This window comes from Paenibacillus sp. WG02 (assembly GCF_055396115.1).
Genome location: NZ_AP036016.1, coordinates 1,466,718 through 1,492,480, shown reverse-complemented (window position 1 = coordinate 1,492,480; position 25,763 = coordinate 1,466,718). Strand labels below are relative to the sequence as shown.

Genomic DNA, 25,763 nt, shown 5'->3' with positions numbered 1-25,763 from the left:
TGCTACTCAGCCAAACCATGTTTAAATGCATAGATGGCGGCTTGTGTTCGATCTTCTACACCCAGCTTGGCCAGAACATTGGTGACGTGAAACTTTACCGTCTTCACACCGATAAATAAATCATCCGCTAGCTCTTGATTGGATTTACCTTTGGCAATCAAGCGAAGCACTTCCATCTCTCGATCAGTTAACTCCTCATGCGGCTCAGCTGCCGGCTTAGGCTGGCGAAAGCGATTCATGATCTTGGAGGCGACCTGAGACTCCAGAATGGACTGCCCTTTAGCCGCAGCTCTTATCGCTTGAGCGATTTCGGAGGCGCGTGACGTTTTGAGCAAATAGCTGAATGCCCCCGCTTCTATTACAGGATACATTTTCTCATCATCTAAGAAGCTCGTCAACACAATGACTTTGCAATCTGGATAAAGTTGCAGCAGCTTCCTTGTCGTCTCGATACCGTCCATGCCTTCCATGACCAAATCCATGAGTACGACATCCGGTCGATATTCCTGTGCTAGCCGAATGCCATCCTGACCATTGCTAGCTTCCCCGACCACTTCAATTCCATCCTCTGTCCCTAGTACGGCCGCGAGTCCGATCCTGACCATTTCGTGGTCATCGACAAGCAAAACCTTAATCAACGCGTCGTCCATTTGCTTCTCCTCTCGATAGAAAACTATTTTCTTCAAGCTATCTATAGTAATGAATTAACTTTCAACCGCATATTCAGCAGCTAATATTGGCACACGAATTTCGATACGCGTACCTCTATCAGGTGCTGTTATGATATCCACAGAGCCGCCAATTTCATTAACCCGCTCCTTCATGGACACTATACCATACGATGTAAGCTTCTTAGCATCTAATTCAAAACCCACTCCGTCATCGCGTATCGCAAGCCGAACACCATCAGGACGATGCAGCAGCTTCACTTCCAGCTTATTTGCCTTAGAATGACGCAGAGCATTAGAAAGCGCCTCTTGTACAATACGGAACAAATGGTCCTCAATCCCCTTATTCAAGCGGATATCCTCGTCCATATCCCAAGTAATCGCCATGGGCACTTTAGCCGCAAGCTCCTTCAGGAGTTCGACAAGTCCTTCCGACAGTCGTTTCCCTTCCAGATGAATAGGTCTTAAATGCAGAAGCAAGGCTCTCATTTCCGATTGAGCAACAGAAGCCATCTCCTCAATGAGATGAATTTGCCTTTTAGCCTTCTCAAAATCTTTGTCCAAGGTACGCCCTACAGCTGTTGCCGTCATGGATATTGCGAATAATTGCTGGCTCACCGCATCATGAAGCTCACGCGCCAATCGCTGTCTTTCTTCAATCACGGCAGACAGCTTAGCTTTCTCCGCAAGCTCCGCATTATCATTAGATAAGCGCTGTAGAGAAGTAACCTGCTCTTCCCACCGCTTCATAATACGGCCTAACTGATCACCCAGACGCCCGATTTCATCTTCACCGTTCTGGAAACCGCCACGGGCAAACGTCCCTTTTTCGAGCAAAATCATCGTCTCCATCATTGGCTCCAGCCTCCGAGTAATTCGGTTGCTATTCCAGAAGCCATACACAGCACCAATTCCGCCAATAACCAGAATCGCCATGAATGTAAACTTAACGCCTTCTTGCCAACTCGTAAAAGGCACAATCAGATTGCGTGAATTCAAAAAATAAATGATCGCGCCAAACACAACGAAACTAAAGATGATCGATTCACTCATGCTGCGCCATATCATATTCGTTAATCGTCGTTTATAGCCGTCCAATGGATAATGAACCTCCTCGAGATCTTTACGCGTGCCTAAGCGCATTCTCACAATACTTTGATTTTGATATCTCCTACGATGTAAGAAAGCACAAGTTTCACGCGGTGATCGCAAAGGTCATAGTTAGGGGACTGCCAGATCAGCTTGTTCATAACTCCTGACTCGCGCTCATTCGCAACTTGAATCTGCCCGAAAGAGATGGATGCTGTGACAGCGACACCGATATCTTCCGGTACTTTTATATCTACATCTCCTACAACGCCTTGCAGGATGACAGTGGTTTCCTTTTGCTCCAATATCGCAAGTGAAAGATCAATGTAGGTCTCTCCAATAATGTACCAAGTTGAACTGTTACGCAAAATCCAAGGCTCACGGCCTAAACGGACGCTATCCACCAATTTCTGCTTCTGCATGTACGTGTCGTCTTTGTGTACTTGTTTCGATCGTATGAAAAACAAACCTAGCGAAATTAAAACAATAGAGAACACGATAGTAATGTGATCACCGAATAAAATCACTGCCCCTATACCGATCAGTACATAACCTTTGCGCTCTTTGCGTGAACGGACCCGATGAATGCCTAGCAAGATGAGGATAATGGCAAGAATGGGGAAAAAGCCTATTGTATGATCTAGAAGCAAAAAAAGACCGGCTCCAATCAGCACTAGTGCTGTATTGCGGTTACGGTTGCTTTTAGTTTCTTCTCCCATCGCTGCACCTCCTCTGGCTGACTTTTAAAATTAGTTCATATAGATTCCTAGCATACCATAAGAATGGACGACCTCCAAGATGCAAATCCTTGCGCGGCAAGGCTTCCGCATGAATCATGGAGGTCAAGGGCCCTCCAGCGCCTATTTACTAGACGCTGGAGGGAAAACTCGCGGCTATTTCTTGCCGCGAGGGTCCGTGTCATCGCTGGAGCGATGCTGCTGCCAATCCTGCTGGAGCTTGCCGCGCAGCGTGCGCAGCTCCTGCTGAAGGTTGCCGCCGGCTTCCTTCAGCGTCTCTTGCGACAGGCGGCCTGCTTCGCGGAGCCCCTGCAGCGCTTCCCGGCCGAGCTCGCGGCCGGTCACTTCCAGCTCGCGCCATGCGTCGCGAGCCTCTTTCCCGTGCAGCCCGCTGCCCGGCGGCTGCACCCGAGCCCCCTCGGCTGCGTGCCCTGCACGCAGCCCGCGCAGTTCATCCGCGAGCGCCAGGCACATGTCCTGGCTGCTCGCATACTGCGCGCGGTAGTGCTCGCAAGCGACTTCCTCGCGCTGCTTCTCTAAGAGTGCTAGCCGCGCGAGCTCCTCATCGCCGGCGCGCATCGCCAGCTCGGCCTGCTCGCCGCGCAGCTGCGCCATCTCCTCTGCGTTCACAATGTGTTGTCGCAGCTCAATAGTCCGCTGCAGCGCCTCCTCGTAGCGCTGTTCCAGCTTCTCAATCACGCTGCTTCCCCGTTCTTGATGCTCAAGCTTGCCGGCCGTTTCTTGCCATGCAGCTTCCGCCATTTTGCCAATGCGATTCAATATATTCATGAAGTTACACCCCCATTTCTTAAGATTTAAAATTCATTTCGTTTCTTCAGCAAATGAAAACCATACATCACTAAACCTATTGCGAATGCAATCGCGATTAAGCCTGATAGTTTAATGGTCAAAATTAAGCCGCCTAAGCCGGCGATAAACCATCCTATTTTCTTCCCATTCTTAATGCCTACATAGCCTAATCCAAGCATCGCTGCTGGGAATAATAATCCCATTAAATGAATATGACTGCCCAACTGATGCAGAGAAATAAGTATACCTGCCGTAATTAAAACCAATGCCAACCCTTTCGATCGATCCATACTCATTCTGCTTACCGCCCTTCACGTATTCTTCATGCTTCTATCGTACCTGAAACCGGTATTCGTCAAAACGGACTCGCGACTGTTTTTGTACCTAGACCTAAGTCCAGTACCTTCTAAGACCTCCATCCATATTTTGGCCGTTGTCCCACAGAGCCTCGAATGCTAAACTATTTGAAGCCGAGTCCGGTGCACAGACAAAGTGCCGGTACGGGGGACGATTTACATGGGGTGAATATTTGCTCTTCAAAGGAGCAGACTAGGGAGAACCTTCTTCCCGAACCCGTCAACTAACCTCGAAGGCTCATTGAAGGAGGATTACCAATTGCATACAATTACTAAAGGGTTAACTAGCCTTGCTGTGTCTTTAACAGTGTTGGCAGGAGGCTTTCTTTCCCCATTTTCGGCGCATGCCGCTGAGATGGATGTGAAAGTGCAAGTCAATGATGAGCTTGTTCAATTTCCGGATGCTCAGCCATTTTTGGATGACAATCATGCTACCCAAGTACCGATTCGTTTCGTAACGGAGAAGCTTGGTTATGACGTGAAGTGGCAAAAAGAAGGCGATGAGATCAAAGTCACGTTAAATAACAACAAACATTCGATCACCTTAGTATCGGGACAAAAAGAAGCCAAAATCGATAGCACTCCTGTCGAGATGGACACACATGCAGAATTCCAAAATGGACGCGTATACGTGCCTCTTCGGTTCTTAAGCAAAGCATCCAATATTCCCGTTCAGTGGGACGCTAGCAGCAAATTAGCTATTCTAAGTAAAGATGGCAATCAGCACGCGCCAGATTATGAATTATTTCAATCTACTGCCTATTCAGCAGATCCATCTGAAAATGGCGGCTACGGAGCTATCGATTATATGGGTAATCCATTAGGTATTGGAACCGTTGCTGTAGATCCGTCGGTGATTCCTCTAGGGTCTAAGCTCTATATAGAAGGTTATAATTTCAATGGCCTCCCTGCAGGCGGCATGTATGCTTACGCAACAGATACTGGCGGTGCAATCAAAGGAAAACGTATTGATATCTTTATCCCAGGATCCAAGCAATCCTTGCAAAAGTTTGGTATCCAAACCATTAAAGTGTACAAGCTATCCAATTAAACGGCTGAAATAAAAAAAAGCTTGGTTTCTGAGATTATATTCTCAAGAAATCAGCTTTTTTTATTTATGGTGGAAGGGCTCATCCACGCACCTCCTTCTGCTAATATTGCACTAGAAAGGCTGCTCTCCCATCATACTAGTGACGAGAAGAGCAGCCTGCAGTAGTTACTTAAACTTGATTTTTGGGGATACCATTTAAACTTGGAACGTAATCAGGTGCCTCGTTGCTCGATAGCGTTTGAGCTTCTTCCATGAAATTAGCGTTATTCTGCTGATTGTTTTTCTTATCTGCTTTGTTATCTTCGCGGTCATGCTTGGGATCGGCGTCATTTTTGGGCATTGCATTCACCTCCATTGTCTCATAGTTAGTATGAGAAGGCGGCTTGCATTTTATCCCAGTTATCTGGAACTGGCGTTGCTCTTTATATGACTGAACTACCCTCGAGGGTTTTAGTTTTTCTTGCCGCCATATGCTCCATTAGGAATGAAACATACGTTTCGTCCCGAACTAACCAAGCTGCATACTCCCTTTTAACATAACGTTCTGCCTCTTCAAAAGTAGAAAAATGTTGGTTGGATTCGACCCCATCCACATCGATTTCCCATCTGCCTCCAGAAGGAAAAATAAACACTTGCTGTTCATTTCTATTCTCATAAAGTGATCCATACACAGAATTTTTCGTGTTAAATGTATTTTTATTTGCATCCGCGCGAATGGGTTCCATTGGAAATGGCTTCGCAACATAAAATTGATAAGCTTCTTCTGTCATTGAACAACCGGATGCTTTCGCATGGCCTCCTCCTCCATAAAGACCCGCAATTTCCGAGACGTCGATGTGATCGTGAATCGTTCGAAAGCTTATCTTTTTACCGCCCATATTCATGATTGCGATGTAATCCAGATGAGGGTTTTCTTTGCCCAAATCGTTTCCAAGTTCAGAATGATAGGATTCCGCATGAACAATCCCTACATGATGGTCATCTATACGAGAGTGGATGATTTCTCTCTTTTTTCTGCGCACATAGCGTTCAATTTTTTCTTCTTCCATATCCAAAATTTTTTCTTCAAAGGAGTCAAACGCAAATTGCTCACTTTTCTGAATGCGAGCCACCATTTTTTCCTCGAATTCTTCGATGGAAATTAGATAAAAGAGATCGTTTAATCGCTTAGCCTTGATGTATTCATTCTGTTCCCATTCCCATGTATCATACTGACGGACCAATTCGACGAATTCATCTAATCCTTTCATTGGCTTCAACAATCCGTTCTGGATCAGATACTCATAAAATAGAGAAGTTGCAGAAGCGAGTTTTCCATTTTCATACGCGATCTGAACCATTCCCCACGGATATTTGTTTAAATGAAGCGAGGTTTTATGATGATCAATCAGTTTTACTTTTCCACCTGATTTCACAAACTCGTTAAGTCCTTTTTCATTCGTTTCATCCACGGATAAGTCGGTGATAAACAATTGGCTTTTTTTTCTTGATTTTTCTAAAAAACGGTTTACTTGTAGATTCAACCCTCCAACAGAGTTATAACGGATTTCTACCTTTTCACCAAATGCTAATCGAGCTATTATACCGCAACCTACTCCATCCAGATCATTATGAGTATACAAATGATACAAGGGCACACCCTCCTGCTAATGATTTCCATTAGGCTACCCTTGATCAAGTCACTTTATTCGGTGTTAATGGCGCGCTTCTCCGACATAATCTCGTAAAAAAAGACGGCCCCATTGTTTTGCCACGGGTACCGTCTTTTTTCATCTTTTAAAAGAAATCCGCTAAATAAGTTGTTCGCCGCGGAATCGCATGTTCCAACCGGCCAACAAGCTCATCAGAGCCTTGAAGACGCTCAATTCGGGCCATAAATCCTGCTTTCTGATAACCCATGAACAAAGCCGTCAACGTCTGTATGCTACAGCCAAGTATTTGATCCTCTGCAGGTATTTCATCTTCAGACAGCTTCGTTACGACGGCAGCTTTTCCATTGTCGGTAAACTGTAGCCGAAAGACGCCTTGGTTCCAATCTGCCTGCGCATCTGAAATATGTAAATATATGGTTTCCGCCCGGTCGCGAGCTTCATATACATATTCCGTCAGAAAAGCTTCTACATCCACAATTCTCGCCGAGAAATAAGTAATCTTCTCCTGTTTGAACTTTGGATCATGCACCAGAAATGGAAGTTGGTCATCTACAGGTGCTTTCACTTCGACCTTGGTGATCATCGAATCATGATCTGCAAGGAATTTCCATAAGCCGCGTCTTGCTTCCTCGTCAAGAAAAACCAACTCATGGATGGTCGCCACCGAGTCCTTTACCTGGTAAAATACATAGCCCCGCTGTTCCCCTTGAGCGTTCGTATAGACGGCAGCTGTGCCCTTTTTAAATTTCATATAACGATTATTCCACCAGTCTGCATCCCGCTCCATCATGCCATTATATGCTTTTGCAAACTTAGCGTAGATTGGATTGAGAACCTCTTCGCTTTTGGCTACACGAATAATTGAACTGCCCTCTGCGGCTTTAAACTTGGGAAGCTTATCGACAGGAATTTCATATTTCAAATAATCCACGTAGGTTTCCCAGCCATATCTACGATAGAATTCAAACTTAAACGGCGCAAGAAAGGAAATCGTCTGCCCCTGCTCTCTCATCGTTTTAAGCGTTTGAACCAGCAGCTGTCCCACCATCCCATTGCGTCGGTACTCCGGCCATGTTGCTACGCCCGCAATACCGCCCATCGCGAAGCTCTTCCCGTTAATCCAAGTCCGGAAGTTAAGTAAAGTAAGCTTTGCAGCCATATTGCCGTCAATGAAATAGCCCCACGTTTGATTAGGATCCGTAGAACTTATTCGCTCTGCCTTTTCCTCAGCAGTAAGCTCATATTGAAAAGCAAACTCAGATAGAGCAAAGCTCTCTAGAAGCTCCTCTTGCCGTAATGTACGAATTTCGTTCATCTCAAATCACCTCATGTAGATAAGATCAGCTTTTTAACAAAGCGGCCTACCATCAATAACTTCTCAACTGAAGTTCAGCGATAGGTAGGCCATATCTATTTGATAGGATACACAATTACGCGCTCGTCTCTTACGAACCCTTTACCTCCGGCAGGTAAATATATCAAACAATCCGCGTCTTTAATGGACACCATGATACTGGACTTATCAATACCTGATGGCTTAACCTTCAAACACCCGTTATTGTCCACATGCGTCGTTCCTCTGACATAACGCGGGTAAGCCGAGCCTTTATCATAATCAACATCCAACAGAGCCGTGATCGCTTCCGGATAAAGCGAGTGACATCCTGCCATCGCTTTAATCAGAGGTTTGGCAAACAGCTCAAACCCAACGAATGAAGCACCTGGATTGCCGGATAAAGCTAATAGCAACCGATTGTTCCATAAGGCTGCACTCGTTGGAGTCCCAGGTCGCATGGCCACTTTGTTGAACAGCAGTTTGCCCTCAAATCGTTCAAAAACATCAACCAGAACGTCGTAATCGCCAACGGAAACACCGCCGGATGTAAGGACTAGGTCGACTTTGGGTAAAGTTTCCTCGAGCGCTGCCTCCACCTCTTTTGCATCGTCCGAAAGCGCCTGCATGATAACCGCAGATCCTCCAGCAGCTTCCACCTGCGCCGCCAGCATGTAGCTGTTACTGTTGCGAATTCTTCCGGCTGCAGCGCTTCTTCCACATTCAACAACTCAGAACCTGTTGAGAAAATGGCGACCTTCGGCTTCCGATAAACGGATACTTCCGAGCAGCCGAAAGTGGCCAATATCGCCGCTTCACCAGGCCCGATCTGTGCTCCTCGCTCAAGCAATACATCCCCTAAACCGATTTCACCGGCAATAGGAGTTATATTGCTTGCTGCGGCTATATTTTTTTTGATACTCACATAGTGGGAGCTCATTCCCGCATCTTGCAGGGAATCCGTCATCTCCAGCATAACGACAGCATCTGCGCCATCAGGAACAGGAGCCCCCGTCATAATACGAGCAGCCATACCAGAATGGATGGTAAGCTGAGGCATAGTTCCGCTAGGAATTCGCTCTATAACACGCAATACAACAGGAGCTTCTGGTGTAGCCTGCTCAATATCCTTTGAACATACGGCATACCCGTCAACACCTGATCTGCGAAAATGGGGTACCGGATGATCGGCATATAGGTCCACGGCCAGCCTTCTACCGAAAGCAGAAGATAGCGGAACGGACTCTATGGGTGTGTGTTTAACGTATTCGAAAAGTAGGCTTCGGGCTTCCTCAACCGAAATCACTTTTCGCCCAAACTTAAGCTTAGTATCGCTCACAAACGTCTGTTCCTCCTAAGGGTAACCGCCTTCGATTATTAAATTCATCCGACCAATAGAGACATGGCTTCACATTCCATAAATAGCGTCCGAGGCAGAAGCCTGCCAGCCCTTCGCATTTCATTATGGCATAATAGATAACAAAATCCTAGATTCCCTAGTGATACCTATCTGAAAAAATAACTTCTATGGTAGATTTGCTAACATTCGTTCGTACTCTTCCGGAGTATTTACATTTGTAGCGAAATGCGTATGGATATTTTGCCGCTCAAAAAAATCATTCTCTACAGGCTTCCAGTCCATATGATCCAGCAGCCCCATTAAACGATACTGCTCTTGCTTCAATAACACCTCGGCTTCGGAACCTACCAATTTTGAATATACGCCATGGAGTGGATGAGCACGACCGTCCAGCATAGGGATAACTGCATCCAAATTAGCTTCTTGGCATAAGATGGCCATTGCCTTTGCCGCTTCAGCTGAAATAAAAGGCATATCACATCCCACAATCCACATATGCTGCTCTGATGCAAGCTGAGAGGCAGCATGAATGCCGCTTAAGGGCCCTTTTTGTACATATTGGTCATTAATACATTGCACGTCTATATTGGATACTGAAGTCAGGTAAGGCCGCAAAACCTCAGGTTCATTGGTTACGACAATGACTTGCTTGCAAATACTCGACATTTCCTCCAACTGCCTAAGAAGCAAGGGCTGACCTTGTACCGGGAGAAGCGCCTTAAGCCTTCCTCCCATACGGCGATTTAGCCCCCCGGCAAGAATAACACCAGTGATCATGCTCCAAGCTCCGCCAACCGTTTAAGGAAGGATTGTTTCCAACTTGCCGATAATGCTTGTATGGCCGCAATTTGCTGAGCAGCCTCAATATTCGCTTTTTCGTGATACTTGATCTGGTTGGCATAGGCTACAGTTACACCCGCTTCATCTCTGGCGATAAGCTTCACTTCTGCGTTCTTAGAGATTACACCTTCTGTAAGCACCCTCAAATAGTAGCCTGTATAGCCGGTTTCCTGTACTTGGAGGACAGCGTCCCCCCAATCCAAACGTTTCGCAAGTTTATGACAAGGCTGACGAGGCTGTGAGACCTGAACGATTACGTCATCAATGGCATAGATGTCGCCAATGCAGACCTGATCTTCGAGCAGACCGCGTACCGTTAGATTCTCACCAAACGTGCCCGCTTCCAACTTCTGAGCTAGCACTTGCTCCCAGTGTGCGTAATGCTCCTCCGGATATACACATAGCGCTTTGTCAGTTCCTCCATGCAGCGTCAAATCCGCTTGCCCATCCCCATCCAGCTGTGTCTTCGACACACGCAAAGATGAGCTGACCGGATATTTATAAATACCCGTGACCAGCTCTTTACCTTGATACATGATTGTTTGTGGTAAACCAACGTTAATAGATACGATTTCCATCGTCATCTCCCTCATTTCCGAGAAAATTCTTAGTATACACTATACCAAAAACCCCCCGGAAAGTCAGTGCCAGCTTGTGTGAGTACAAGTAAGTTACGCTTTCGATCTATCTACCCATGCATCGTTATCGTAGCCTCTTACTTCCCAGTAGCCCATGTGCTCCTTCTCGATGAGCTCAATCCCTTGAAGCCATTTAACGGATTTGTAGGCATACATTTGCGGCACGATTAGTCGGACTGGGCCTCCTAATTTTTGCGGAATGGGCTTACCATCCATGAGCACAGCGACCATAATATCATCGCCATTGGCCTGGCTTAGTGACAACGCATCTGTATAAACTTTATCCCCTGAATAAAATTTCACATATTTCCCTTTGGCTTGAACACCAGCCGCAGCTAATAATTGCTTAAGCGGGATGCCCTCCCATGTACATTTATAGACAGACCATCCCGTCACACAGTGGAAATCACTAACCTGCACAGTCCGCTTCAGTTTCAAAAACTCTTCCCAATTCCATGCACTGGGGTTATCGACCAGACCGGATATGGCGAATTTCCACGTATCCGAGGAAAAAGCCGGAATTTCCGTAACGGTGTATATCCGGAAATTCCCTTGTGCTCCTCCGCCCACAACAGCGGCGGAGTCCGGCAGCGGCGCCGGCGGCGGAAGCATCCGGTTGCCGTCGGTGGCGATATACTCGGCGGTTGTCGAGCCGCCAGTGTCGAATGCGCCTTTTATCCAGCGATAAAAGGCGGGACCGATCGCGATCACGAGCAGCAGTCCTGCGGCTATCCGCAGGAACGATGCGCGTGTGATCGGCGACTCCTTCAGCGCGAATATCACCGCCTGCGCTGCTGTGCGCCTTGCCGTGGCGTCGTCATCAGTCGCCACGGGGGCCTGGTTCGGCGCTGCTGCGATAGCGGCGGCTGGGTTTTGGACCGCCTGCGCGGATGCGGGCGGTCTGGCCGTGGCAGCGGCTTGATCCAGCCGCTGCTGGCGCTTGAGCCATCTGCTGCGCGAGATGGCGTGGTACACGGCATACGGCACTCCGACCCAGGTGAGCAGGTCATGCACGAAGAGTGCCGAATTATTCAAAACCGGTGGCAGATTGCGGAACTGCCACAAAATCACCCCTGATCCGGCCAGCCGATCAGGAGCGCAAGGACGAACACCAGATTCGCGCGTTGATTGCGGCGCGCGCGAATCTGGTGCCAATGCTTACGAATCATCGGCGCGTAAAGCGCGATGAGCAGAATGGATGCGACTCCCAAGTAAATGTGAAGCTGCTTGATCGTCACACGGAAGCTCCCCAGATCTCCTCTAATCGCACCCATACTCAGCACGATACCCGTCACCGTTAGCAGCAGCAAAATCCACGCATTCCAGCTATGAATAGCATTCAATCGCTTCCCAAAAGATTGCCTTAGCCAGCCTCTTTTTGTTTCCATACCGTCACCACCTTCATTCATTTACGATCTTTACGTTACTCTTATCATAACGTATAAATATTAAAAAAGGCTTACAACTTCGCTAATATTCGCATGGCTATCATCCAAAAAGAAACCCCCAAAACCACTTACACTGTGGCAATGGAGGCTAGTTTATGCGTTAGTAGATCACTTTATCAAATAAGTATCAACCAATTCTTTCGGCACATAAGTCATGTCATTTAATATAGTAGGTGCGAACATGAGCATATCCTCCATCATGCCAACCTTAATCGTCTTGCTATCGATTTGAATCACGAACATGTTCCCCATCTTCATCATGCTTTCATTCTTCGTCTTATCTTCCATCTTTTTATCATCCATCATGCCTTTGTCTTCCATCATCATCTTCGTTAAAATAACCGAGCGAGATTCTCCATTCCATGTCACCTTAAACCCTAATGATTCAGCAATTTCACGCAGGGGAACGAGCTCCGTCCCATCCTTCATCATCGTTTCAATACCGCTGTAGTTAAACTTCTTAACCATCATTTCCTCTGCACTAGCCATCCCTGGAAGTACTAGAGTACATATAACCAGTGAAGCAACCATCGCTTTTTTCCATGTTTTCATCATTGTTTCATTCCTCCTAAGTTTTCTTTACGTCTTTCTGTTATTTAATTTAACGTGCCGAGCTTAAGAAACACTAACGTAATCATTACGAAATACTTACAAGAGACTAACAAAAAGCCCAGCATCCTTACAGCAGTATTGGCAACTCAGCCAATACTGCATAAATAAGGAAATTTATAAAGATACTAAGACCAAACAGACCTTGTACTGAGCAGGAGGTTTTCATGACAAATGACGAGAACAAGTTGGACTTGGAGTTGACCGATAGTCTGACTGATAACTTACTGCAAATCATGCAAGGGCTTGGAAATAGCAACGACGTCTCCATGCGAGAATTTGAGATTGATCTTGGCGATAATCGCTCCATTGAGGGAGCAGTTGTCTATATGGAAGGTCTCTCTAACCTGCATTCCATGATTGATTCTCTGCTTGCTAGCTCCAAGAGCGGCGAACAACAAGACTTGAATGCCGAAGAGCTGTTGGACTATTTCAAGAACGTAGTTATCTCATCCGGCGTAGTAAAGAATCTTGAGAACATGGAAGAACTATTTGACGCACTATTATCCGGTTTTAGCATTCTGCTGCTCGAGGGATGCCAGCGTGTATTGGCAATTGGAACCAAAGAGCTAACGGCACGGACGGTAGAAGAGCCTAATGTTCAATCGGTGGTCCGTGGACCCAGGGAAGGATTTACTGAGGTTCTGTACTGGAACACGGCCATGCTTCGCCGTAAAATCAAAGATCGCAATCTTTGGATGGAAACGATAAATATTGGCAGAGTAACGAAGACGGACGTTGTAGTGGCTTACGTTAAAAACATTGTCTCCGAGGATGTACTAGTAGAAGTACGGCACAGATTGTCTCTCATTGATATAGACGCCGTCTTGGAAAGCAACTACATCGAGGAGCAGATTGAAGACAAGCAAAACACCCCATTTTCAACTATTTTCAATACGGAGCGTCCAGATGTGATAGCAGCCGGATTAATGGAAGGGAGAGTTGCTATCCTAGTGGACGGAACCCCTTTTGCTCTGCTCGTTCCGACTTTGTTCACTCAATTTTTCCAATCTAGCGAGGATTACTACCAGCCTGCAATTTTTTCCTCATTGATTCGTTTACTGCGCTTCTTGTCTTTTGGATTGGCGCTGCTAACTCCCTCTTTTTATATTGCAGTTCTACCTTTCATCAGGAAATGCTGCCAACAACCTTGCTTTATAATTTAGCAAGTCAGAGGGAGGGTGTTCCTTTCCCTGCATTTATTGAAGCGATCATGATGGAGGTAACGTTTGAAATATTACGTGAAGCCAGTGTACGGATGCCTAGAACCGTAGGTCAATCTATTTCAATCGTAGGTACACTTGTTATCGGTCAAGCTGCTGTGGAAGCAGGTCTCGTTAGTGCGGCTATGGTCATCGTAGTTTCGATAACAGCGATATCCAATTTTGTTCTTCCCGCATTTAACCTTGGCATCACGATTCGAATCATACGATTTTTGCTTATGATGCTAGCTGCTACTTTTGGTCTTTTTGGCATTTTTATAGGCATCATTGCATTAGTAGTCCATTTGTGTGGGATTTCCTCATTTGGCGTTCCCTATATGTCGCCTCTTGCTCCATTCCATTTAACAGATCAGAAAGACACGATGGTCCGCTTTTCTTTCCCGAATATGATTACTCGGCCCAAAGCCTTCCGCCAAAAAAATCTCGTTCGTCAGAAACGCAGATGAGGAGGCCAATCATTTGAAACGTGCGATAACCACAGGTTTATTCCTGTTTCCTTTCCTTTTCCTATTAACGGGTTGTTGGAGCCGCCATGAATTGAATGATATTAGTATTGTCGTAGGACTGGGGATTGATAAAGCTGGAGAAAGCTACAAAATTACGGTTCAAACCGTAAATCCGGGGCAGGTTGCTGTAAAAAAAGGAGGTTCCAGCAACGCGACCGCTGTTATCACGTATGAAGAAACTGGAATGACAGTTCCTGAAGCCTTATCCCGAATGAGCGTTAAAGCACCGCGATATTTGCATTACTCCCATCTGCGAATGGTTGTATTCGGCGAGGATATGGCTCGAGCAGGCATTAGTAAACCGCTCGACTTCTTGTCCCGTAATATGGATATGCGGACTGATTTTTATTTCATCGTCGCCAAACAGGCAAAAGCTTCCGAAGTGTTAAAAGTCCTTAGCGCGATGGATCCGATTCCTGCGAACAATATGTATACAAAGCTTGAGACCTCAGATAAATATTGGTCGGCTACCGGCAGTATGAATCTTAATTATTTACTTCAAGAACTAGGAACCCACGGGAAGAGCCCCACCATGACCGGGGTCGAAATCTTAGGCAATAGGAAAATCGGGGAAAAGACGTCAAACGCGCAATATGTGGACCCACCAGCCCTGTTAATTTATTCAGGAATGGCTGCTTTCAAATTCGACCGGTTTGTTGGATGGTTGAATGAGAACGATACGAAAGCATTAAATTATGTGCAAAATTCAGTTTACCAGACGACAGGCTATATTCCATGTCCGGGAGCCGAAGGGAATGTTACGATGCAAGTGATCCGTTCCAACACTGTCATCCACCCGCACCTCGTCAGTGGACTTCCCGAATTTGATGTTAATGTCAGAATCGAGCAGGATATCGCCGATGTCGAATGTAAAATTGATCTGTCGCAAGCCCCTGTGGTCGCTGCATTAAAGCAACTGTCCGACAGTAAAGTGGAAACCTTAATTGGTGAATCGATCACCAAAATCCAGAAGAAATTAGGAACTGATATTTACGGCTTCGGAGATGCTTTTCATCATAAGTACCCCAAAGCTTGGCATCAAATTAAGAATTGGAACGAAGTATTTCCAACGATCAAAGTACGTGTCCATGTGGATACGACCCTTCGCAGGGTAGGGACCATCCTACAGCCGATCAATCAAATAACGACAGAATAAGGTGCACCTCATGCTGCTCTTAATTGGGATAGTGCTTTCATTAATTTGGACCGTCTGGAAGGAGATTCCCCTGTTATGGAAACAAAAAAAAACCAAAGAGCTATGGATACTGGCTTTAGTTACGCTATTCATAAGTGTACTTGGCATTGTAAAAAGTTTGGATATTAATTTACCTAATCCGCTCGATATGCTTTCGGCGATATTAGGACCTTATCCCCGAGCGGTTTATTCGTTATTGCAATGAAAGGGGCCGGTTCCATGGAAAAGCAACAAATCATTAGCAAAAGCTCTTTTGCGATACTCGTCACTTTTTTTATGATCGGAACATCCATTCTCATTGCGCCTTCAGGACTCGCTCATGAAGCGAAGCAGGACGCATGGCTAGCTTGCATCGTCGGCATTGGTTTCAATGCTTTGAACGCCATTTTGTATGTTGTGTTGGGAAAACGCTTTGCTGGCCAAAGCCTGGTCCAATATTGCGAAGCCATGCTTGGAAAATGGGTAGGTAAAGCTGTATCCATCGCTTTTGTCTTGTTTTTTTATTTGCTGGCCTCGCTGATGATCGGGGATTTAGGTTATTTCGTAACCTCCCAGATCATGCAGGAAACTCCAATAGAGGTTTTGCAAATGCTGTTTACTCTTGTTGTCGTGATGACCGTCCGATCCGGGTTTGTTGTGTACACGCGTGCGGCGGTCGTCTTTTTTCCATGGCTGATTATCTTGTTTCTACTGCTCATTCTGCCGCTGCTGCCTAAATTTATTATGGGGAACTTTTTTCCGGTTATGGAGTTTGGCATAAAACCGATTCTTCGAGGCGGATTTACGTTTTACGGATTGCAGGAAATGATTGTACTGCTCATGTTTTATCCGTTCGTATCCAAAATGAATGGGCGTAAAAGCGGCTTTGTTGCGGGTATTGGGATAGGTGGCGTTATTCTTTTAATGACGACTGTCGAGAGCATTGCCGTGCTGGGCGAGGCGCTGACGGCAAACCAACTGTTTCCAGCCTACACGCTTGCCAAGAATATTAGTATCGGCCATTTCCTTGAACGGTTGGAAGCAATTTTGATCTCAATTTGGGTTCTATCCATTTTCCTCAAAATAGTGCTCACTTTCCATGCTTCTCTACTTGGGTTCGTACAAATCATGAACATCAAGGATGAGAAACCTCTGGTTATTCCTCTTGCACTAGGGATGATCATCCTTTCGTTAATGTGTTACCCCAACACGATCTTTATCAAAGATTTTCTGTCCCAAAATTGGGCGCCATTTGCACTTATATTCACATTTTTCTTGCCGTTTCTGCTGTTAGTCACGTCATGGTTTAGACAAAAACGCAGCCTGCCGCGAGCCTGACGCAAATAGAATGTAAGGTGAGCAAGGTCAAACCAGATGGTGACGTAAGTCACGATGATAAATACAGTCTCAAATCCACACACACATAAACGGTACCCATTACAAACAAGCAAAGTTGTATACAGTACAACATTAATTAATCAAATCTACCTTTATCTTGCTAATATTGCATAAAATACATCAATTCTGCTCTAAAATGGCCCATTTGTGTGAATTAAGCCTAAATTGTTGTACAACTTACAGATCTTCAAACACAGAAAAAGCAATCATATAGGCATCTTAATCAGCAAGCCACCTCTTCTCCTAAAACCAAATGAAAACCCCAAACATGCAAAAAAACCACAAGAAGGGATGATCCTCCTTGCGGTCCATACACATTTCACTTGCAGTCTATATGTGGTCTATGAACCTTCTTTGTGCGGCGGTCTATGTGCGGTCTACCAATTGTCTACTTTTCGTTATCCCCACTAATAAATCGGCAACGTAAACCAGAATCGGCTTCCATGCCCTTCCTCACCTGTACGGCTATCAACACCAATCGTTCCTCCATGCAGGTGAACAATCGATTTAGCAATCGCAAGTCCGAGGCCCGCGCCTCCGCTTGCACGAGTTCTTGACGGATCCGCACGATAGAAGCGATCAAAAATCTTACTGCTATCCTCCTCGTCGATCCCTTGACCATGATCTTGAATATCAAGCTGCACATATTGCTCTGAGATCTGTTCAACTTTAATTTCAATCGTCCCCCCGACAGGAGAATGCCTTATGGCGTTATCCAAAATGTTAGAAAGGACCCTCTTCATTTCCTGGGGCATAATCGCCACTGGAGGCAATCGATCAGGCATATCGACGTCGACTTGCAGCTGTTTTTCCTCCAACTGAAAAGCCAAACTCTGCAAGCCGTCTAGCAGTAAATGATCGACATGATACCGTTCAGGAACAAATTCAGTACCTCCAGCATCCAGCTGCGATAGCTTAAATAACTCTTGAATAAGTCCGTCTAATCTTCCCGTTTCAAGCCGGATGGTTTGTAGATAACGCGCAAACGTTTCTTTGTCTTGAATGACATCGTCCTGCAAAGCTTCTACGAATGCTTGAATGGAAGCCATGGGGGTCCTCAAATCGTGTGAAACATTCGCTACGAGTTCTTTACGGGAAGCCTCAGCTGTTCGCAATTTCTGAAAGCCTTCATTCAGCTTGCCCGTCATTCGATTGAATTGTTCTGCCAGTCTTTGGAATTCAGCAGGTCCAATCTGAGGCACTTGTCCCTCAAAATGTCCTTCCGAAATATGCGTCGTTTCCTCCGTAATCGCATGAATGGCTTTCTCAAGGGGACGTGTCATGAAGTAATGTATGAGCATCGATACACTCGCTGCGCCAAGAGTTACGGTCGTCAAAAGGACGACGTCTTTCCAATTCAATAACATATATCGATAGCATATAAACAAGGTGAGCAAAATAATACTCGTACTCACCCCACTCGCGATGAGTAAATAAATACGAAGCTTCATGATGGCTCCCTACCCTCAAATTTATAGCCAATCCCCCATACCGTCTTAATATATCGCGGCTCAGAGGGATTGGGCTCAATCTTCTCTCTCAGCCTGCGAATGTGGACTGTCACCGTTGTTGTGTCGCCATAATAGTCGATATCCCACACTTTGCTTAGCAGCTGATTGCGTGAAAATACTTGCTCCGGATGCCCTGCAAACAGGTGCAGCAGTTCAAATTCCTTCACGGTCAGTTCGATTTCCTTCCCGTTCACCCGAACACTCCGGTGCAGCACATTGAGCTCTAGCCCCGGAAACTTCATGATATGCGCAGGTGGCACAGCGCCTGCACCATTAACCGCTTCCGCATAACCGCGCTGCTGCCTCCGCAAAATCGCTTTCGCGCGCAGCACCAGCTCACGCGGCGAGAATGGCTTCGTTAAGTAGTCGTCTGCGCCCATCGTTAACCCCATGAGGCGATCCATTTCATCGCCTCGTGCCGTCAGCATGATGATGGGTACGTCTTGCTCGTTGCGAATTTCTTCGCACACTTGCCAGCCGTTTTTACCCGGCATCATGAGGTCCAGAACAATCAGCTGCGGATTGTGCAGCCGCCATAAGCGGATGGCTTCGTCGCCACTCACCGCCGAAATAACCTCGTAGCCCTCTCGCTGCAAATAGACGGTGCACACATCAATAATATTCGTTTCATCATCCACCACGAGAACGAGTGAACCCATCCGGCATACCTCCTCAAGCATTCATTCTATTATACCGCAGAGCAATGAAATGAAGCTTACGTATGTATTACAAAAGTATAAAAAGCTCCCCAAATTGCTGGGGAGCTTCATTCGTTAGGTTTGCAAAGCAGCCTCGATAATAGGCTCCTCTTTTTTTTGATTAAGACTTCGAATATATCGCGACTGAGCAATACCGGCTAGGAGAATGATGGCAGCTAAGACGGCGAACATGACCTTCCCGCCAAAGTGGCTGAATAACAAGCCTCCAAGAATGGGTCCAATGGCGCGCGATAACTGCCAATTCATACCGAACACAGAGAAATACCAACCTCTATGCTCCTCAGGCGCAATAACAGAGATCACCTTCTGAATGTGGGGACCATTTAACATTTCACCTATGGTAAATAAAAATTCAACAAAAAGCAGTATCGCAAAGAAAGGAACAAATCCATAACCTAGTGACACAATGGCGAATAACAGATAGGATGCTGCGACTACTAAATAGGCTGAAACATGCTCTGTACGCTTAGCAATCCATATTTGCAGTGCAATAACGACACAGCCATTGAAGGTAATAATCGTAGCAAAGACTGTCTTATAATTCTCAAATTGGTGCTGCAAATGCAGTGGGAACGTAGACTCCACTTGCGCATATAACAGCGATACCGGCATCGCTAGAAGCGTTATCCATAGGAGCGGCTTATGATCGCGCAATTTGATTTTCGGCTTTGTCTTAAACAATTCCAGTTCCGAGGCGCTCTTCTCAGGCATTGTCTCTGGAACCTTCCAGACGACCAACCCTGCGTATGCAAGGAGAGCAACCGAGCAAGTCAAGAAGATAATTGTCGGATTCCACGTGAATAGAAGCAGTCCAAGCAGCGGCCCGAATGCTGAACCCATATTTAATGCTGTGTGCAGCAAAGCAAATACTTCAGCGCGCTTCTCCTGCGGGACAACATCCGTAATCTGTGCATTAGCAGCTGGCCCATACATAGCATGGCCAATGCCGTTAATGATCGAAATGACAGCAAATTCCCAAACGTGGCTGGCAAACATATAACCGCCAATGGCGAAAGCTTGAATAATGAGCGCAGCCAGCATCATCGGCTTCCTTCCATATCGATCACTCAAGCTGCCTGCATACAGATTCACGAAAATTCCGCATAGCGGCTGCAATCCGATAATCAACATCGATAAGAAAATGGAACCATCCAGCTTGTCATACAAATAATAAACCAAGTAAGGTCTCATCATAAATCCGGCTAATGAAGTTAGAATCGTCCCAACGACTCGAACCCATATCGCCGTATCATACTTGCTAATCAGTGAAAACAAAGGGATCCTGTGCATACAACCTCCTAGATGTTATTGGTCTTCTCAGTTTAGAGGTATTTGGGCAAAAGAAAAAGGTAAAATCTCGTTATAACGGATTTCACCTTTTATGAATGATTAGCTATATAGTTATCCACCAACACGAATTTTACGGTATGTATCGATAAATGAGAGGACATCTACTCTTTTCCCCCTCTTCTTTGCGACTCTGGCCATTTTCACGAGTGTTGTCCAGAATTCATCTAGAACAGGAGATTCGAAGTCATTTTCTTTTGGTGTTTGTGTTAGGTTATGTTTGTTTTTATACGTCGTGCCCTCATCCGAAATGAGATACTGTATTTGACTTTTTTTCCATTGCTCCCCGGTTACATAACTTACCCCAATTTCACGCATCTTTTTACGTACAGAAGTTACTGGACGACATAGTTCTCTGGCAATAACAACTGGAGGACATTCAGAGGAAAGGCGAATCAACTTGTCCAATTCTTGTGTGGACCAAGGCTTTTTAGTCATAAGAATAACCCCACTTCGTAAAATGAATGTTTCGTTCTGCCTGTTAATGGTTACTAACTAAAGGTATAATAAGAGAATACCAACGAAATGTTAAAGAAGTATGAGTTAACCATAATGAAAGTATGAAGACATAACTTTTTCGATAATTTCCCCTATTTTATGCCCTAAGAACTATAATTGGGTGACGAATTAGGACTTTATGCGCAGTAAATTTAACTAATGGAGAGTGAAGGACGATGAAACATCATATTAACGGAGCCGAACTGTTCGTCGAAGAAAAAGGCCAAGGAGCACCTATTATTTTGCTGCACGGCTTTCCATTGGATCATGGCATGTGGCAATCGCAGGTAGACGCGTTGTCAGGGAACTATCGTGTCATTACACCTGATTTACGTGGCATGGGCCAATCTGATGTACCCGTATCTAATATATCGATAGCCCAGTACGCCGATGACATTTTAACCTTAATGGACAAAATGGGCATAGAAAAAGCCGCGCTTGGCGGCTTCTCCATGGGTGGTTATGTGGCGTTTGCACTTTTACGCAAAGCTCCAAAACGTTTCACAGGTCTTATCTTGGCCAATACTCGTCCTGAAGCTGACGGGCAAGAGGCTCGCAAGAATCGTTTAAACATGGCCGTCTCTCTCTATGAAAAAGGGTCTGTGGTGGCAAGAGACGCTATGCTGCCTAAACTTATTACAGAACCATCCAAGCAAGAGCATCCTAAGCTCGTCGATACCTTGAGTATGGTGATGGAATCGATGCCAGCAGAGGGACTTGTCCATGCTTGTCTGGCCATGGCATTCCGCGAGGACTCTGTCGACCTGCTTAGCTCTATTTCGGTGCCAACGCTCGTCATCGCCGGTGAGCAGGACCCGATCGCGCCTCCGGATGTCATGAAGAAAATGGCCGACCAAATTGCAGGTGCCAGCTATCATGTCATACCGGCCGCCTCACATTTGACGCCGATGGAAAAACCGGAAGCTTTCAATGCGCTGCTCATTGATTTTCTGAAGAGCATTAAAGCCTAACCAACTGGTCCATGACCATCACGGCTGCACCAATCGCCAGAGCTTCCTCACCTAGCTGCCCTTTGCTGAAGACGACTTGATAGGCGGGGTAGTAGTATGTCTTCCGAATCGCTACCTGCGTAGCGGTTTGGAAAAACAACTCCCCACCCGCAATTAACGGCCCCCCTAAGATTACTTTTTCGGGGTGCAGAATATTTAGCAAGTTAGCTAGTCCAATGCCGAAATAAGTGGCAGCCTCCGTGATGATCTCCACAACTAGGGGATCATTTTTTTTGAGCGCCTCCAAAACATGTAAGTACGTGACATGCTCGGGGTCATCAACCAAATGGGACAACACCGTGGATCGACCCTGCTTTAATGCAGAGCGAGCCGTCTTCTCGATGGCATATAAAGAAGCATATGACTCCAAAGCTCCATAGTTGCCTGACGTGTTACGATGGGGTACACCATCCGTTTGAATAATCATTTGACCCACAGAGCCTTCCATATCGACGGCACCATAAATAACCTTTCCCTCAGAAACCATGGAGGAGCGCAAACCAATCCCAGCATGAATATAGAGCAGATGCTTAAAGCTCTGCGTACGTTGATGCCATGACTCAGCTAGGATGGCCGTATTAGCTCCATTATCCAGCAATGCGGGAATACCTAATTCCCCCGTTAACTGCCTGCAAATCTCGACATTTCTCCATCCTTTTGCTGGAAAATAGGACGGCTCTAAGATGGTCCCTGACAAACGGTCCACAGGGCCCACCGCACCGATCCCTATTCCAAGTACCGCGGAAGAGTCAATGTTGTGCGTGATTAACATCCTTTGTACTTCGTCCACGATTAGACGAATCAACACATCCGGCGTCATCTCTGCCGTCATCGTCCAACTCCGTGAATCCAGTTTCTTCATGCCCAAATCGACCAGTACTAGCTTAGACAACGTTCTGGATATTTCCAACCCAAAAACATAAGCATAGGCCGGATTCTTTTCATATAGAATCGGCCTACGCCCTCCTGTTGAGGCACCGAAACCAGATTCAAGGATAAGTCCTTGAATTGTCAGTTCCTCCAAAAGCCGCGTCAATGTAGAAACCGTCATCCCGCTTTGCTCTAACAACTCCGTTTTGGAAACCGTTGTTTGACGACAAATTCGCTCATAGATTTCTTTCGCCTTACGATTTGGAATTCGTTCCGTTATGACATCTATGTTCAAAGAAGCAGCCCCCAATGATAATCTTTCTCATATATTTCGCCATTGGGAAGCCAAAATCCTTCCTTGTCTTCCCCTTATTCCTTCGATCCAATCATGAGGGTATAACCCATATAGGAATGATATTTATTGACAAGCTCATCGTATTTTGCAGTGATTTGCCAAATCCGCGGATCCATAAACGACTGCTTATCAGACAGATGAACAGGATCTGGATGTTGAACTTGATCTTCGAACATCATTAGCGGGAAGGAATGTATTCCTGAGAATTCCACAGGTCCAAACCTGCCCTTTTCTAACAGCTCCCGCCATTCATCCATACTATATATTTTACTTACCCCATAGAAGCTGCACAACGCCCTCTGAATGCTTGGTGACATCTGTTTGACACGGATAACTTCTCGATCATAAAGCTTACCTTCGGATTTAAGTACCCTATAATACTCGGATACAGCTTTCTGAGCATCTGCAAAATTCGTCACTGACTCCACCATCACAACATCAAAAGTATGATCTTCAAAAGGTAGCTGGCATACATCCCCAACCAGGAATTGCACCTGTACCCCCTGCTTCTCAGCTCTTATGATCGCTTTCGCGATCATTTCCGGACGAATATCGACCGCTGTTACTTCGCATCCTTGTTCAGCCAAATAACATGCCGTTCTTCCAGTTCCGCATCCGACCTCTAGCACGCGCTTCCCTTTCTCAATGGGATAATTCTTCAATTGCTCAATCGTCTCTCCGAAACCCCCGGGATGCGCATTTCCTACTCCTAATTTGGCTAACATATCTAAGTACTCGATAGCACTTACACCTCCATAATGGCATATCAATCTCTTTTCTACCATATGGAAGGCTGCAGCCTCTTGTTCAGATTCTCGAGTCTTTTTTGGAAAAAAAGGCGCTCGCCTAAAAGCGCATATGTTCAACTCTTTTAAGCTAAAAACCAAGGATTCCCGCCTCAATTGTAAGCTCATCGATTATTGTATATATAAGCAACACACAAATAAATAGAAAAAGCTCATGAAATTGTTACATTTCATGAGCTTTTTCTATTCGTTATACCGGCAAGAGGACTCGAACCTCCACCCTTTCGGACTCGATTTTGAGTCGAGCGCGTCTGCCATTCCGCCATGCCGGCATATGAAGTTGTAAAGATAATGGTGCCGAAGACCAGACTTGAACTGGTACGGTAGTCACCTACCGCAGGATTTTAAGTCCTGTGCGTCTGCCGATTCCGCCACTCCGGCTAATAAATGTGGAGGCGCCACCCAGATTCGAACTGGGGGTAAAGCTTTTGCAGAGCTCTGCCTTACCACTTGGCTATGGCGCCTTAGTAATAATGGAGCGGAAGACGGGGATCGAACCCGCGACCCTCGCCTTGGCAAGGCGATGCTCTACCGCTGAGCCACTTCCGCATATAAAACTGGGGATCAAGGATTTGAACCTTGGCATGACGGAGTCAAAGTCCGTTGCCTTACCGCTTGGCTAATCCCCATTATGTTGCTTGGGTAATAATGGGCGGACGACGGGACTTGAACCCGCGAATGCCGGATCCACAAACCGGTGCGTTAACCCCTTCGCCACGACCGCCACAATATTAAGTTTCTTACTTTTTTGGCAGGGGCAGCAGGAATTGAACCCACACCAAAGGTTTTGGAGACCTTTGTTCTACCCTTAAACTATGCCCCTAGAAAAAGTAAATGGAGGCTGATGGATTCGAACCACCGAACTCGAAGAGAGCAGATTTACAGTCTGCCGTGTTTAGCCACTTCACTAAGCCTCCACAAAGCAATGGTGCCGTCGAGAGGACTTGAACCCCCAACCTACTGATTACAAGTCAGTTGCTCTACCAGTTGAGCTACAACGGCATATTTAATTAAGAAATGGTGGCTTTGGACGGAATCGAACCGCCGACACGAGGATTTTCAGTCCTCTGCTCTACCGACTGAGCTACAAAGCCTTACTTAATTTTCAAAAAAATGGCGGAGCTGACGGGATTCGAACCCGCGGTCTCCTGCGTGACAGGCAGGCATGTTAGGCCACTACACCACAGCTCCATGTTAAGTACAATATCTTCTATAAGAAGATTGGTTGCGGGGGCAGGATTTGAACCTGCGGCCTTCGGGTTATGAGCCCGACGAGCTACCGGGCTGCTCCACCCCGCGTCATTAAGCATATATGATGATTCCCAGTAAAGCAAGTCTTGCTAAGGAATTATGGTGGAGGCTGACGGGATCGAACCGCCGACCCTCTGCTTGTAAGGCAGATGCTCTCCCAGCTGAGCTAAGCCTCCATGGGATAGAACTAGAAAGTTAATGGTGACCCGTAGGGGACTCGAACCCCTGTTACCTCCGTGAAAGGGAGGTGTCTTAACCACTTGACCAACGGGCCTTGCTAGAAAGATAGTGGCGGAGAGAGAGGGATTCGAACCCTCGAGACGCTTGTGACGCCTACACGATTTCCAATCGTGCTCCTTCGGCCAGCTCGGACACCTCTCCATATGGCTCCCCGAACAGGACTCGAACCTGTGACAACTCGATTAACAGTCGAGTGCTCTACCAACTGAGCTATCAGGGAATAGAAAAAATGTTACTTCAAGGATTTATTCCTTGAAAACTAGA

25 protein-coding genes, 16 tRNA genes, 1 pseudogene and 1 riboswitch are annotated in these 25,763 nt (G+C 46.1%); of the genes and pseudogenes, 5 read left to right on the top strand and 37 right to left on the bottom strand.

Features of this window, described 5'->3' with window-relative positions; all coding sequences use genetic code 11:
- Positions 1-2: 2 nt before the first annotated feature.
- The 5 genes from ACBP55_RS07160 to ACBP55_RS07140 all read right to left on the bottom strand — a co-directional run bounded on the left by ACBP55_RS07160 (position 3) and on the right by ACBP55_RS07140 (position 3,600).
- On the bottom strand, positions 3-650 hold the full coding sequence (locus ACBP55_RS07160; RefSeq protein WP_464650678.1) for a response regulator: 648 nt from the start codon (positions 648-650) through the stop codon (positions 3-5).
- A gap of 54 nt (positions 651-704) precedes the next feature.
- Positions 705-1,766: a sensor histidine kinase gene (locus ACBP55_RS07155; protein WP_464650677.1), complete on the bottom strand. Its 1,062-nt coding sequence runs from the start codon at positions 1,764-1,766 to the stop codon at positions 705-707.
- A 47-nt stretch (positions 1,767-1,813) separates the two neighbouring features.
- Positions 1,814-2,476, bottom strand: a complete 663-nt coding sequence (gene liaF, locus ACBP55_RS07150) for a cell wall-active antibiotics response protein LiaF (RefSeq protein WP_029198409.1) — start codon at positions 2,474-2,476, stop codon at positions 1,814-1,816.
- A gap of 174 nt (positions 2,477-2,650) precedes the next feature.
- Positions 2,651-3,283 (bottom strand): PspA/IM30 family protein, encoded by a 633-nt coding sequence (locus ACBP55_RS07145; RefSeq protein WP_464650676.1) that lies wholly within the window; start codon positions 3,281-3,283, stop codon positions 2,651-2,653.
- A gap of 26 nt (positions 3,284-3,309) precedes the next feature.
- Complete coding sequence (locus tag ACBP55_RS07140) at positions 3,310-3,600, bottom strand: hypothetical protein (RefSeq protein WP_029198407.1); 291 nt, start codon at positions 3,598-3,600, stop codon at positions 3,310-3,312.
- A 162-nt stretch (positions 3,601-3,762) separates the two neighbouring features.
- Positions 3,763-3,915: riboswitch (cyclic di-AMP (ydaO/yuaA leader) on the top strand.
- A 4-nt stretch (positions 3,916-3,919) separates the two neighbouring features.
- Between ACBP55_RS07140 and ACBP55_RS07135 the strand changes: the two genes are divergently transcribed.
- On the top strand, positions 3,920-4,711 hold the full coding sequence (locus ACBP55_RS07135) for a stalk domain-containing protein (RefSeq protein ID WP_464650675.1): 792 nt from the start codon (positions 3,920-3,922) through the stop codon (positions 4,709-4,711).
- A 169-nt stretch (positions 4,712-4,880) separates the two neighbouring features.
- Here ACBP55_RS07135 and ACBP55_RS07130 read toward each other — a convergent pair whose 3' ends face one another.
- From ACBP55_RS07130 to ACBP55_RS07085, 10 genes are all read right to left on the bottom strand, one after another.
- The gene (locus ACBP55_RS07130) at positions 4,881-5,051 is read right to left on the bottom strand and encodes a hypothetical protein (RefSeq protein ID WP_164826793.1); all 171 of its coding nucleotides are present in this window, start codon (positions 5,049-5,051) and stop codon (positions 4,881-4,883) included.
- Positions 5,052-5,133: 82 nt separating this feature from the next.
- A complete protein-coding gene (locus ACBP55_RS07125) occupies positions 5,134-6,342 on the bottom strand; it encodes a DHH family phosphoesterase (protein WP_464650674.1) in 1,209 nt (402 codons plus the stop codon).
- 145 nt (positions 6,343-6,487) lie between these two features.
- Positions 6,488-7,678: a GNAT family N-acetyltransferase gene (locus tag ACBP55_RS07120; protein ID WP_464650673.1), complete on the bottom strand. Its 1,191-nt coding sequence runs from the start codon at positions 7,676-7,678 to the stop codon at positions 6,488-6,490.
- A gap of 95 nt (positions 7,679-7,773) precedes the next feature.
- Positions 7,774-8,370: a molybdopterin-binding protein gene (locus ACBP55_RS07115; RefSeq protein ID WP_464650672.1), complete on the bottom strand. Its 597-nt coding sequence runs from the start codon at positions 8,368-8,370 to the stop codon at positions 7,774-7,776.
- A complete protein-coding gene (locus ACBP55_RS07110) occupies positions 8,253-9,035 on the bottom strand; it encodes a molybdopterin molybdotransferase MoeA (protein ID WP_464650671.1) in 783 nt (260 codons plus the stop codon). Before ACBP55_RS07110 ends, ACBP55_RS07115 begins: the two co-directional genes overlap by 118 nt.
- Before the next feature lie 186 nt (positions 9,036-9,221).
- Positions 9,222-9,833: a molybdenum cofactor guanylyltransferase gene (gene mobA / locus ACBP55_RS07105; protein ID WP_464650670.1), complete on the bottom strand. Its 612-nt coding sequence runs from the start codon at positions 9,831-9,833 to the stop codon at positions 9,222-9,224.
- Positions 9,830-10,489 carry an MOSC domain-containing protein gene (locus ACBP55_RS07100; RefSeq protein WP_464650669.1) on the bottom strand — a complete coding sequence of 220 codons (660 nt, stop codon included), beginning with the start codon at positions 10,487-10,489 and terminating at the stop codon, positions 9,830-9,832. The genes mobA and ACBP55_RS07100 overlap by 4 nt, the downstream gene beginning before the upstream one ends.
- A gap of 78 nt (positions 10,490-10,567) precedes the next feature.
- Positions 10,568-11,509: a molybdopterin-dependent oxidoreductase gene (locus tag ACBP55_RS07095; protein ID WP_464650668.1), complete on the bottom strand. Its 942-nt coding sequence runs from the start codon at positions 11,507-11,509 to the stop codon at positions 10,568-10,570.
- Positions 11,510-11,601: 92 nt separating this feature from the next.
- Positions 11,602-11,922 carry a hypothetical protein gene (locus tag ACBP55_RS07090; protein WP_464650667.1) on the bottom strand — a complete coding sequence of 107 codons (321 nt, stop codon included), beginning with the start codon at positions 11,920-11,922 and terminating at the stop codon, positions 11,602-11,604.
- A 168-nt stretch (positions 11,923-12,090) separates the two neighbouring features.
- Entirely contained in the window at positions 12,091-12,537 is a 447-nt protein-coding gene (locus ACBP55_RS07085) for a stalk domain-containing protein (RefSeq protein WP_464650666.1), read from the bottom strand.
- A gap of 221 nt (positions 12,538-12,758) precedes the next feature.
- Between ACBP55_RS07085 and ACBP55_RS07080 the strand changes: the two are divergent.
- From ACBP55_RS07080 to ACBP55_RS07070, 3 genes and pseudogenes are all read left to right on the top strand, one after another.
- Positions 12,759-14,260 (top strand): annotated as a pseudogene (locus ACBP55_RS07080) (spore germination protein).
- Between the two features lie 13 nt (positions 14,261-14,273).
- Entirely contained in the window at positions 14,274-15,476 is a 1,203-nt protein-coding gene (locus ACBP55_RS07075; RefSeq protein ID WP_464650665.1) for a Ger(x)C family spore germination protein, read from the top strand.
- Between the two features lie 258 nt (positions 15,477-15,734).
- Entirely contained in the window at positions 15,735-16,832 is a 1,098-nt protein-coding gene (locus ACBP55_RS07070) for a GerAB/ArcD/ProY family transporter (RefSeq protein ID WP_464650664.1), read from the top strand.
- Positions 16,833-17,299: 467 nt separating this feature from the next.
- On the opposite strand, the gene ACBP55_RS07065 is transcribed toward ACBP55_RS07070, so the two are convergent.
- The 4 genes from ACBP55_RS07065 to ACBP55_RS07050 form a co-directional block, all read right to left on the bottom strand.
- Positions 17,300-18,343 carry a HAMP domain-containing sensor histidine kinase gene (locus ACBP55_RS07065; protein ID WP_464650663.1) on the bottom strand — a complete coding sequence of 348 codons (1,044 nt, stop codon included), beginning with the start codon at positions 18,341-18,343 and terminating at the stop codon, positions 17,300-17,302.
- Complete coding sequence (locus tag ACBP55_RS07060) at positions 18,340-19,062, bottom strand: response regulator transcription factor (RefSeq protein ID WP_464650662.1); 723 nt, start codon at positions 19,060-19,062, stop codon at positions 18,340-18,342. Before ACBP55_RS07060 ends, ACBP55_RS07065 begins: the two co-directional genes overlap by 4 nt.
- Positions 19,063-19,176: 114 nt before the next feature.
- A complete protein-coding gene (locus tag ACBP55_RS07055) occupies positions 19,177-20,412 on the bottom strand; it encodes an MDR family MFS transporter (protein ID WP_464650661.1) in 1,236 nt (411 codons plus the stop codon).
- A 111-nt stretch (positions 20,413-20,523) separates the two neighbouring features.
- Positions 20,524-20,907, bottom strand: a complete 384-nt coding sequence (locus tag ACBP55_RS07050) for a hypothetical protein (protein WP_464650660.1) — start codon at positions 20,905-20,907, stop codon at positions 20,524-20,526.
- Between the two features lie 236 nt (positions 20,908-21,143).
- Between ACBP55_RS07050 and ACBP55_RS07045 the strand changes: the two genes are divergently transcribed.
- A complete protein-coding gene (locus ACBP55_RS07045) occupies positions 21,144-21,938 on the top strand; it encodes an alpha/beta fold hydrolase (protein ID WP_464650659.1) in 795 nt (264 codons plus the stop codon).
- On the opposite strand, the gene ACBP55_RS07040 is transcribed toward ACBP55_RS07045, so the two are convergent.
- The 18 genes from ACBP55_RS07040 to ACBP55_RS06955 all read right to left on the bottom strand — a co-directional run bounded on the left by ACBP55_RS07040 (position 21,928) and on the right by ACBP55_RS06955 (position 25,719).
- A complete protein-coding gene (locus ACBP55_RS07040) occupies positions 21,928-23,142 on the bottom strand; it encodes an ROK family protein (protein WP_464650658.1) in 1,215 nt (404 codons plus the stop codon). The genes ACBP55_RS07045 and ACBP55_RS07040 overlap by 11 nt on opposite strands.
- 74 nt (positions 23,143-23,216) lie before the next feature.
- On the bottom strand, positions 23,217-23,987 hold the full coding sequence (locus ACBP55_RS07035) for a class I SAM-dependent methyltransferase (protein ID WP_464650657.1): 771 nt from the start codon (positions 23,985-23,987) through the stop codon (positions 23,217-23,219).
- A gap of 214 nt (positions 23,988-24,201) precedes the next feature.
- Positions 24,202-24,280, bottom strand: a tRNA-Leu gene (locus ACBP55_RS07030).
- 20 nt (positions 24,281-24,300) lie between these two features.
- Positions 24,301-24,389: transfer RNA gene (locus tag ACBP55_RS07025), tRNA-Leu, on the bottom strand.
- Between the two features lie 9 nt (positions 24,390-24,398).
- Positions 24,399-24,472 (bottom strand) — tRNA-Cys (locus tag ACBP55_RS07020).
- Positions 24,473-24,482: 10 nt separating this feature from the next.
- Positions 24,483-24,557, bottom strand: a tRNA-Gly gene (locus ACBP55_RS07015).
- Positions 24,558-24,565: 8 nt separating this feature from the next.
- A tRNA-Gln gene (locus ACBP55_RS07010) sits at positions 24,566-24,637 on the bottom strand.
- Positions 24,638-24,659: 22 nt separating this feature from the next.
- A tRNA-His gene (locus ACBP55_RS07005) sits at positions 24,660-24,732 on the bottom strand.
- Between the two features lie 25 nt (positions 24,733-24,757).
- Positions 24,758-24,831 (bottom strand) — tRNA-Trp (locus ACBP55_RS07000).
- A gap of 12 nt (positions 24,832-24,843) precedes the next feature.
- A tRNA-Tyr gene (locus ACBP55_RS06995) sits at positions 24,844-24,925 on the bottom strand.
- Between the two features lie 9 nt (positions 24,926-24,934).
- A tRNA-Thr gene (locus tag ACBP55_RS06990) sits at positions 24,935-25,010 on the bottom strand.
- Between the two features lie 16 nt (positions 25,011-25,026).
- Positions 25,027-25,102 (bottom strand) — tRNA-Phe (locus ACBP55_RS06985).
- Positions 25,103-25,122: 20 nt separating this feature from the next.
- Positions 25,123-25,199 (bottom strand) — tRNA-Asp (locus ACBP55_RS06980).
- Between the two features lie 31 nt (positions 25,200-25,230).
- Positions 25,231-25,307 (bottom strand) — tRNA-Met (locus ACBP55_RS06975).
- A gap of 52 nt (positions 25,308-25,359) precedes the next feature.
- Positions 25,360-25,435, bottom strand: a tRNA-Val gene (locus ACBP55_RS06970).
- 23 nt (positions 25,436-25,458) lie between these two features.
- A tRNA-Glu gene (locus tag ACBP55_RS06965) sits at positions 25,459-25,533 on the bottom strand.
- A 15-nt stretch (positions 25,534-25,548) separates the two neighbouring features.
- Positions 25,549-25,640: transfer RNA gene (locus ACBP55_RS06960), tRNA-Ser, on the bottom strand.
- A gap of 3 nt (positions 25,641-25,643) precedes the next feature.
- Positions 25,644-25,719 (bottom strand) — tRNA-Asn (locus ACBP55_RS06955).
- Between the last annotated feature and the right edge of the window lie 44 nt (positions 25,720-25,763).

Excerpts from the sequence above, each read along its gene's own strand:
- ACBP55_RS07120 (WP_464650673.1), bottom strand. The coding sequence starts at position 7,678 with ATGAACGAAATTCGTACATTACGGCAAGAGGAGCTTCTAGAGAGCTTT.
- ACBP55_RS07055 (WP_464650661.1), bottom strand. The coding sequence starts at position 20,412 with ATGCACAGGATCCCTTTGTTTTCACTGATTAGCAAGTATGATACGGCG.
- ACBP55_RS07090 (WP_464650667.1), bottom strand. The coding sequence starts at position 11,922 with ATGGAAACAAAAAGAGGCTGGCTAAGGCAATCTTTTGGGAAGCGATTG.
- mobA (WP_464650670.1), bottom strand. The coding sequence starts at position 9,833 with ATGATCACTGGTGTTATTCTTGCCGGGGGGCTAAATCGCCGTATGGGA.
- ACBP55_RS07070 (WP_464650664.1), top strand. The coding sequence starts at position 15,735 with ATGGAAAAGCAACAAATCATTAGCAAAAGCTCTTTTGCGATACTCGTC.
- liaF (WP_029198409.1), bottom strand. The coding sequence starts at position 2,476 with ATGGGAGAAGAAACTAAAAGCAACCGTAACCGCAATACAGCACTAGTG.
- ACBP55_RS07060 (WP_464650662.1), bottom strand. The coding sequence starts at position 19,062 with ATGGGTTCACTCGTTCTCGTGGTGGATGATGAAACGAATATTATTGAT.
- ACBP55_RS07050 (WP_464650660.1), bottom strand. The coding sequence starts at position 20,907 with ATGACTAAAAAGCCTTGGTCCACACAAGAATTGGACAAGTTGATTCGC.
- ACBP55_RS07085 (WP_464650666.1), bottom strand. The coding sequence starts at position 12,537 with ATGATGAAAACATGGAAAAAAGCGATGGTTGCTTCACTGGTTATATGT.
- ACBP55_RS07140 (WP_029198407.1), bottom strand. The coding sequence starts at position 3,600 with ATGAGTATGGATCGATCGAAAGGGTTGGCATTGGTTTTAATTACGGCA.
- ACBP55_RS07130 (WP_164826793.1), bottom strand. The coding sequence starts at position 5,051 with ATGCCCAAAAATGACGCCGATCCCAAGCATGACCGCGAAGATAACAAA.
- ACBP55_RS07160 (WP_464650678.1), bottom strand. The coding sequence starts at position 650 with ATGGACGACGCGTTGATTAAGGTTTTGCTTGTCGATGACCACGAAATG.
- ACBP55_RS07100 (WP_464650669.1), bottom strand. The coding sequence starts at position 10,489 with ATGAGGGAGATGACGATGGAAATCGTATCTATTAACGTTGGTTTACCA.
- ACBP55_RS07145 (WP_464650676.1), bottom strand. The coding sequence starts at position 3,283 with ATGAATATATTGAATCGCATTGGCAAAATGGCGGAAGCTGCATGGCAA.
- ACBP55_RS07045 (WP_464650659.1), top strand. The coding sequence starts at position 21,144 with ATGAAACATCATATTAACGGAGCCGAACTGTTCGTCGAAGAAAAAGGC.
- ACBP55_RS07035 (WP_464650657.1), bottom strand. The coding sequence starts at position 23,987 with ATGGTAGAAAAGAGATTGATATGCCATTATGGAGGTGTAAGTGCTATC.
- ACBP55_RS07115 (WP_464650672.1), bottom strand. The coding sequence starts at position 8,370 with ATGCTGGCGGCGCAGGTGGAAGCTGCTGGAGGATCTGCGGTTATCATG.
- ACBP55_RS07065 (WP_464650663.1), bottom strand. The coding sequence starts at position 18,343 with ATGAAGCTTCGTATTTATTTACTCATCGCGAGTGGGGTGAGTACGAGT.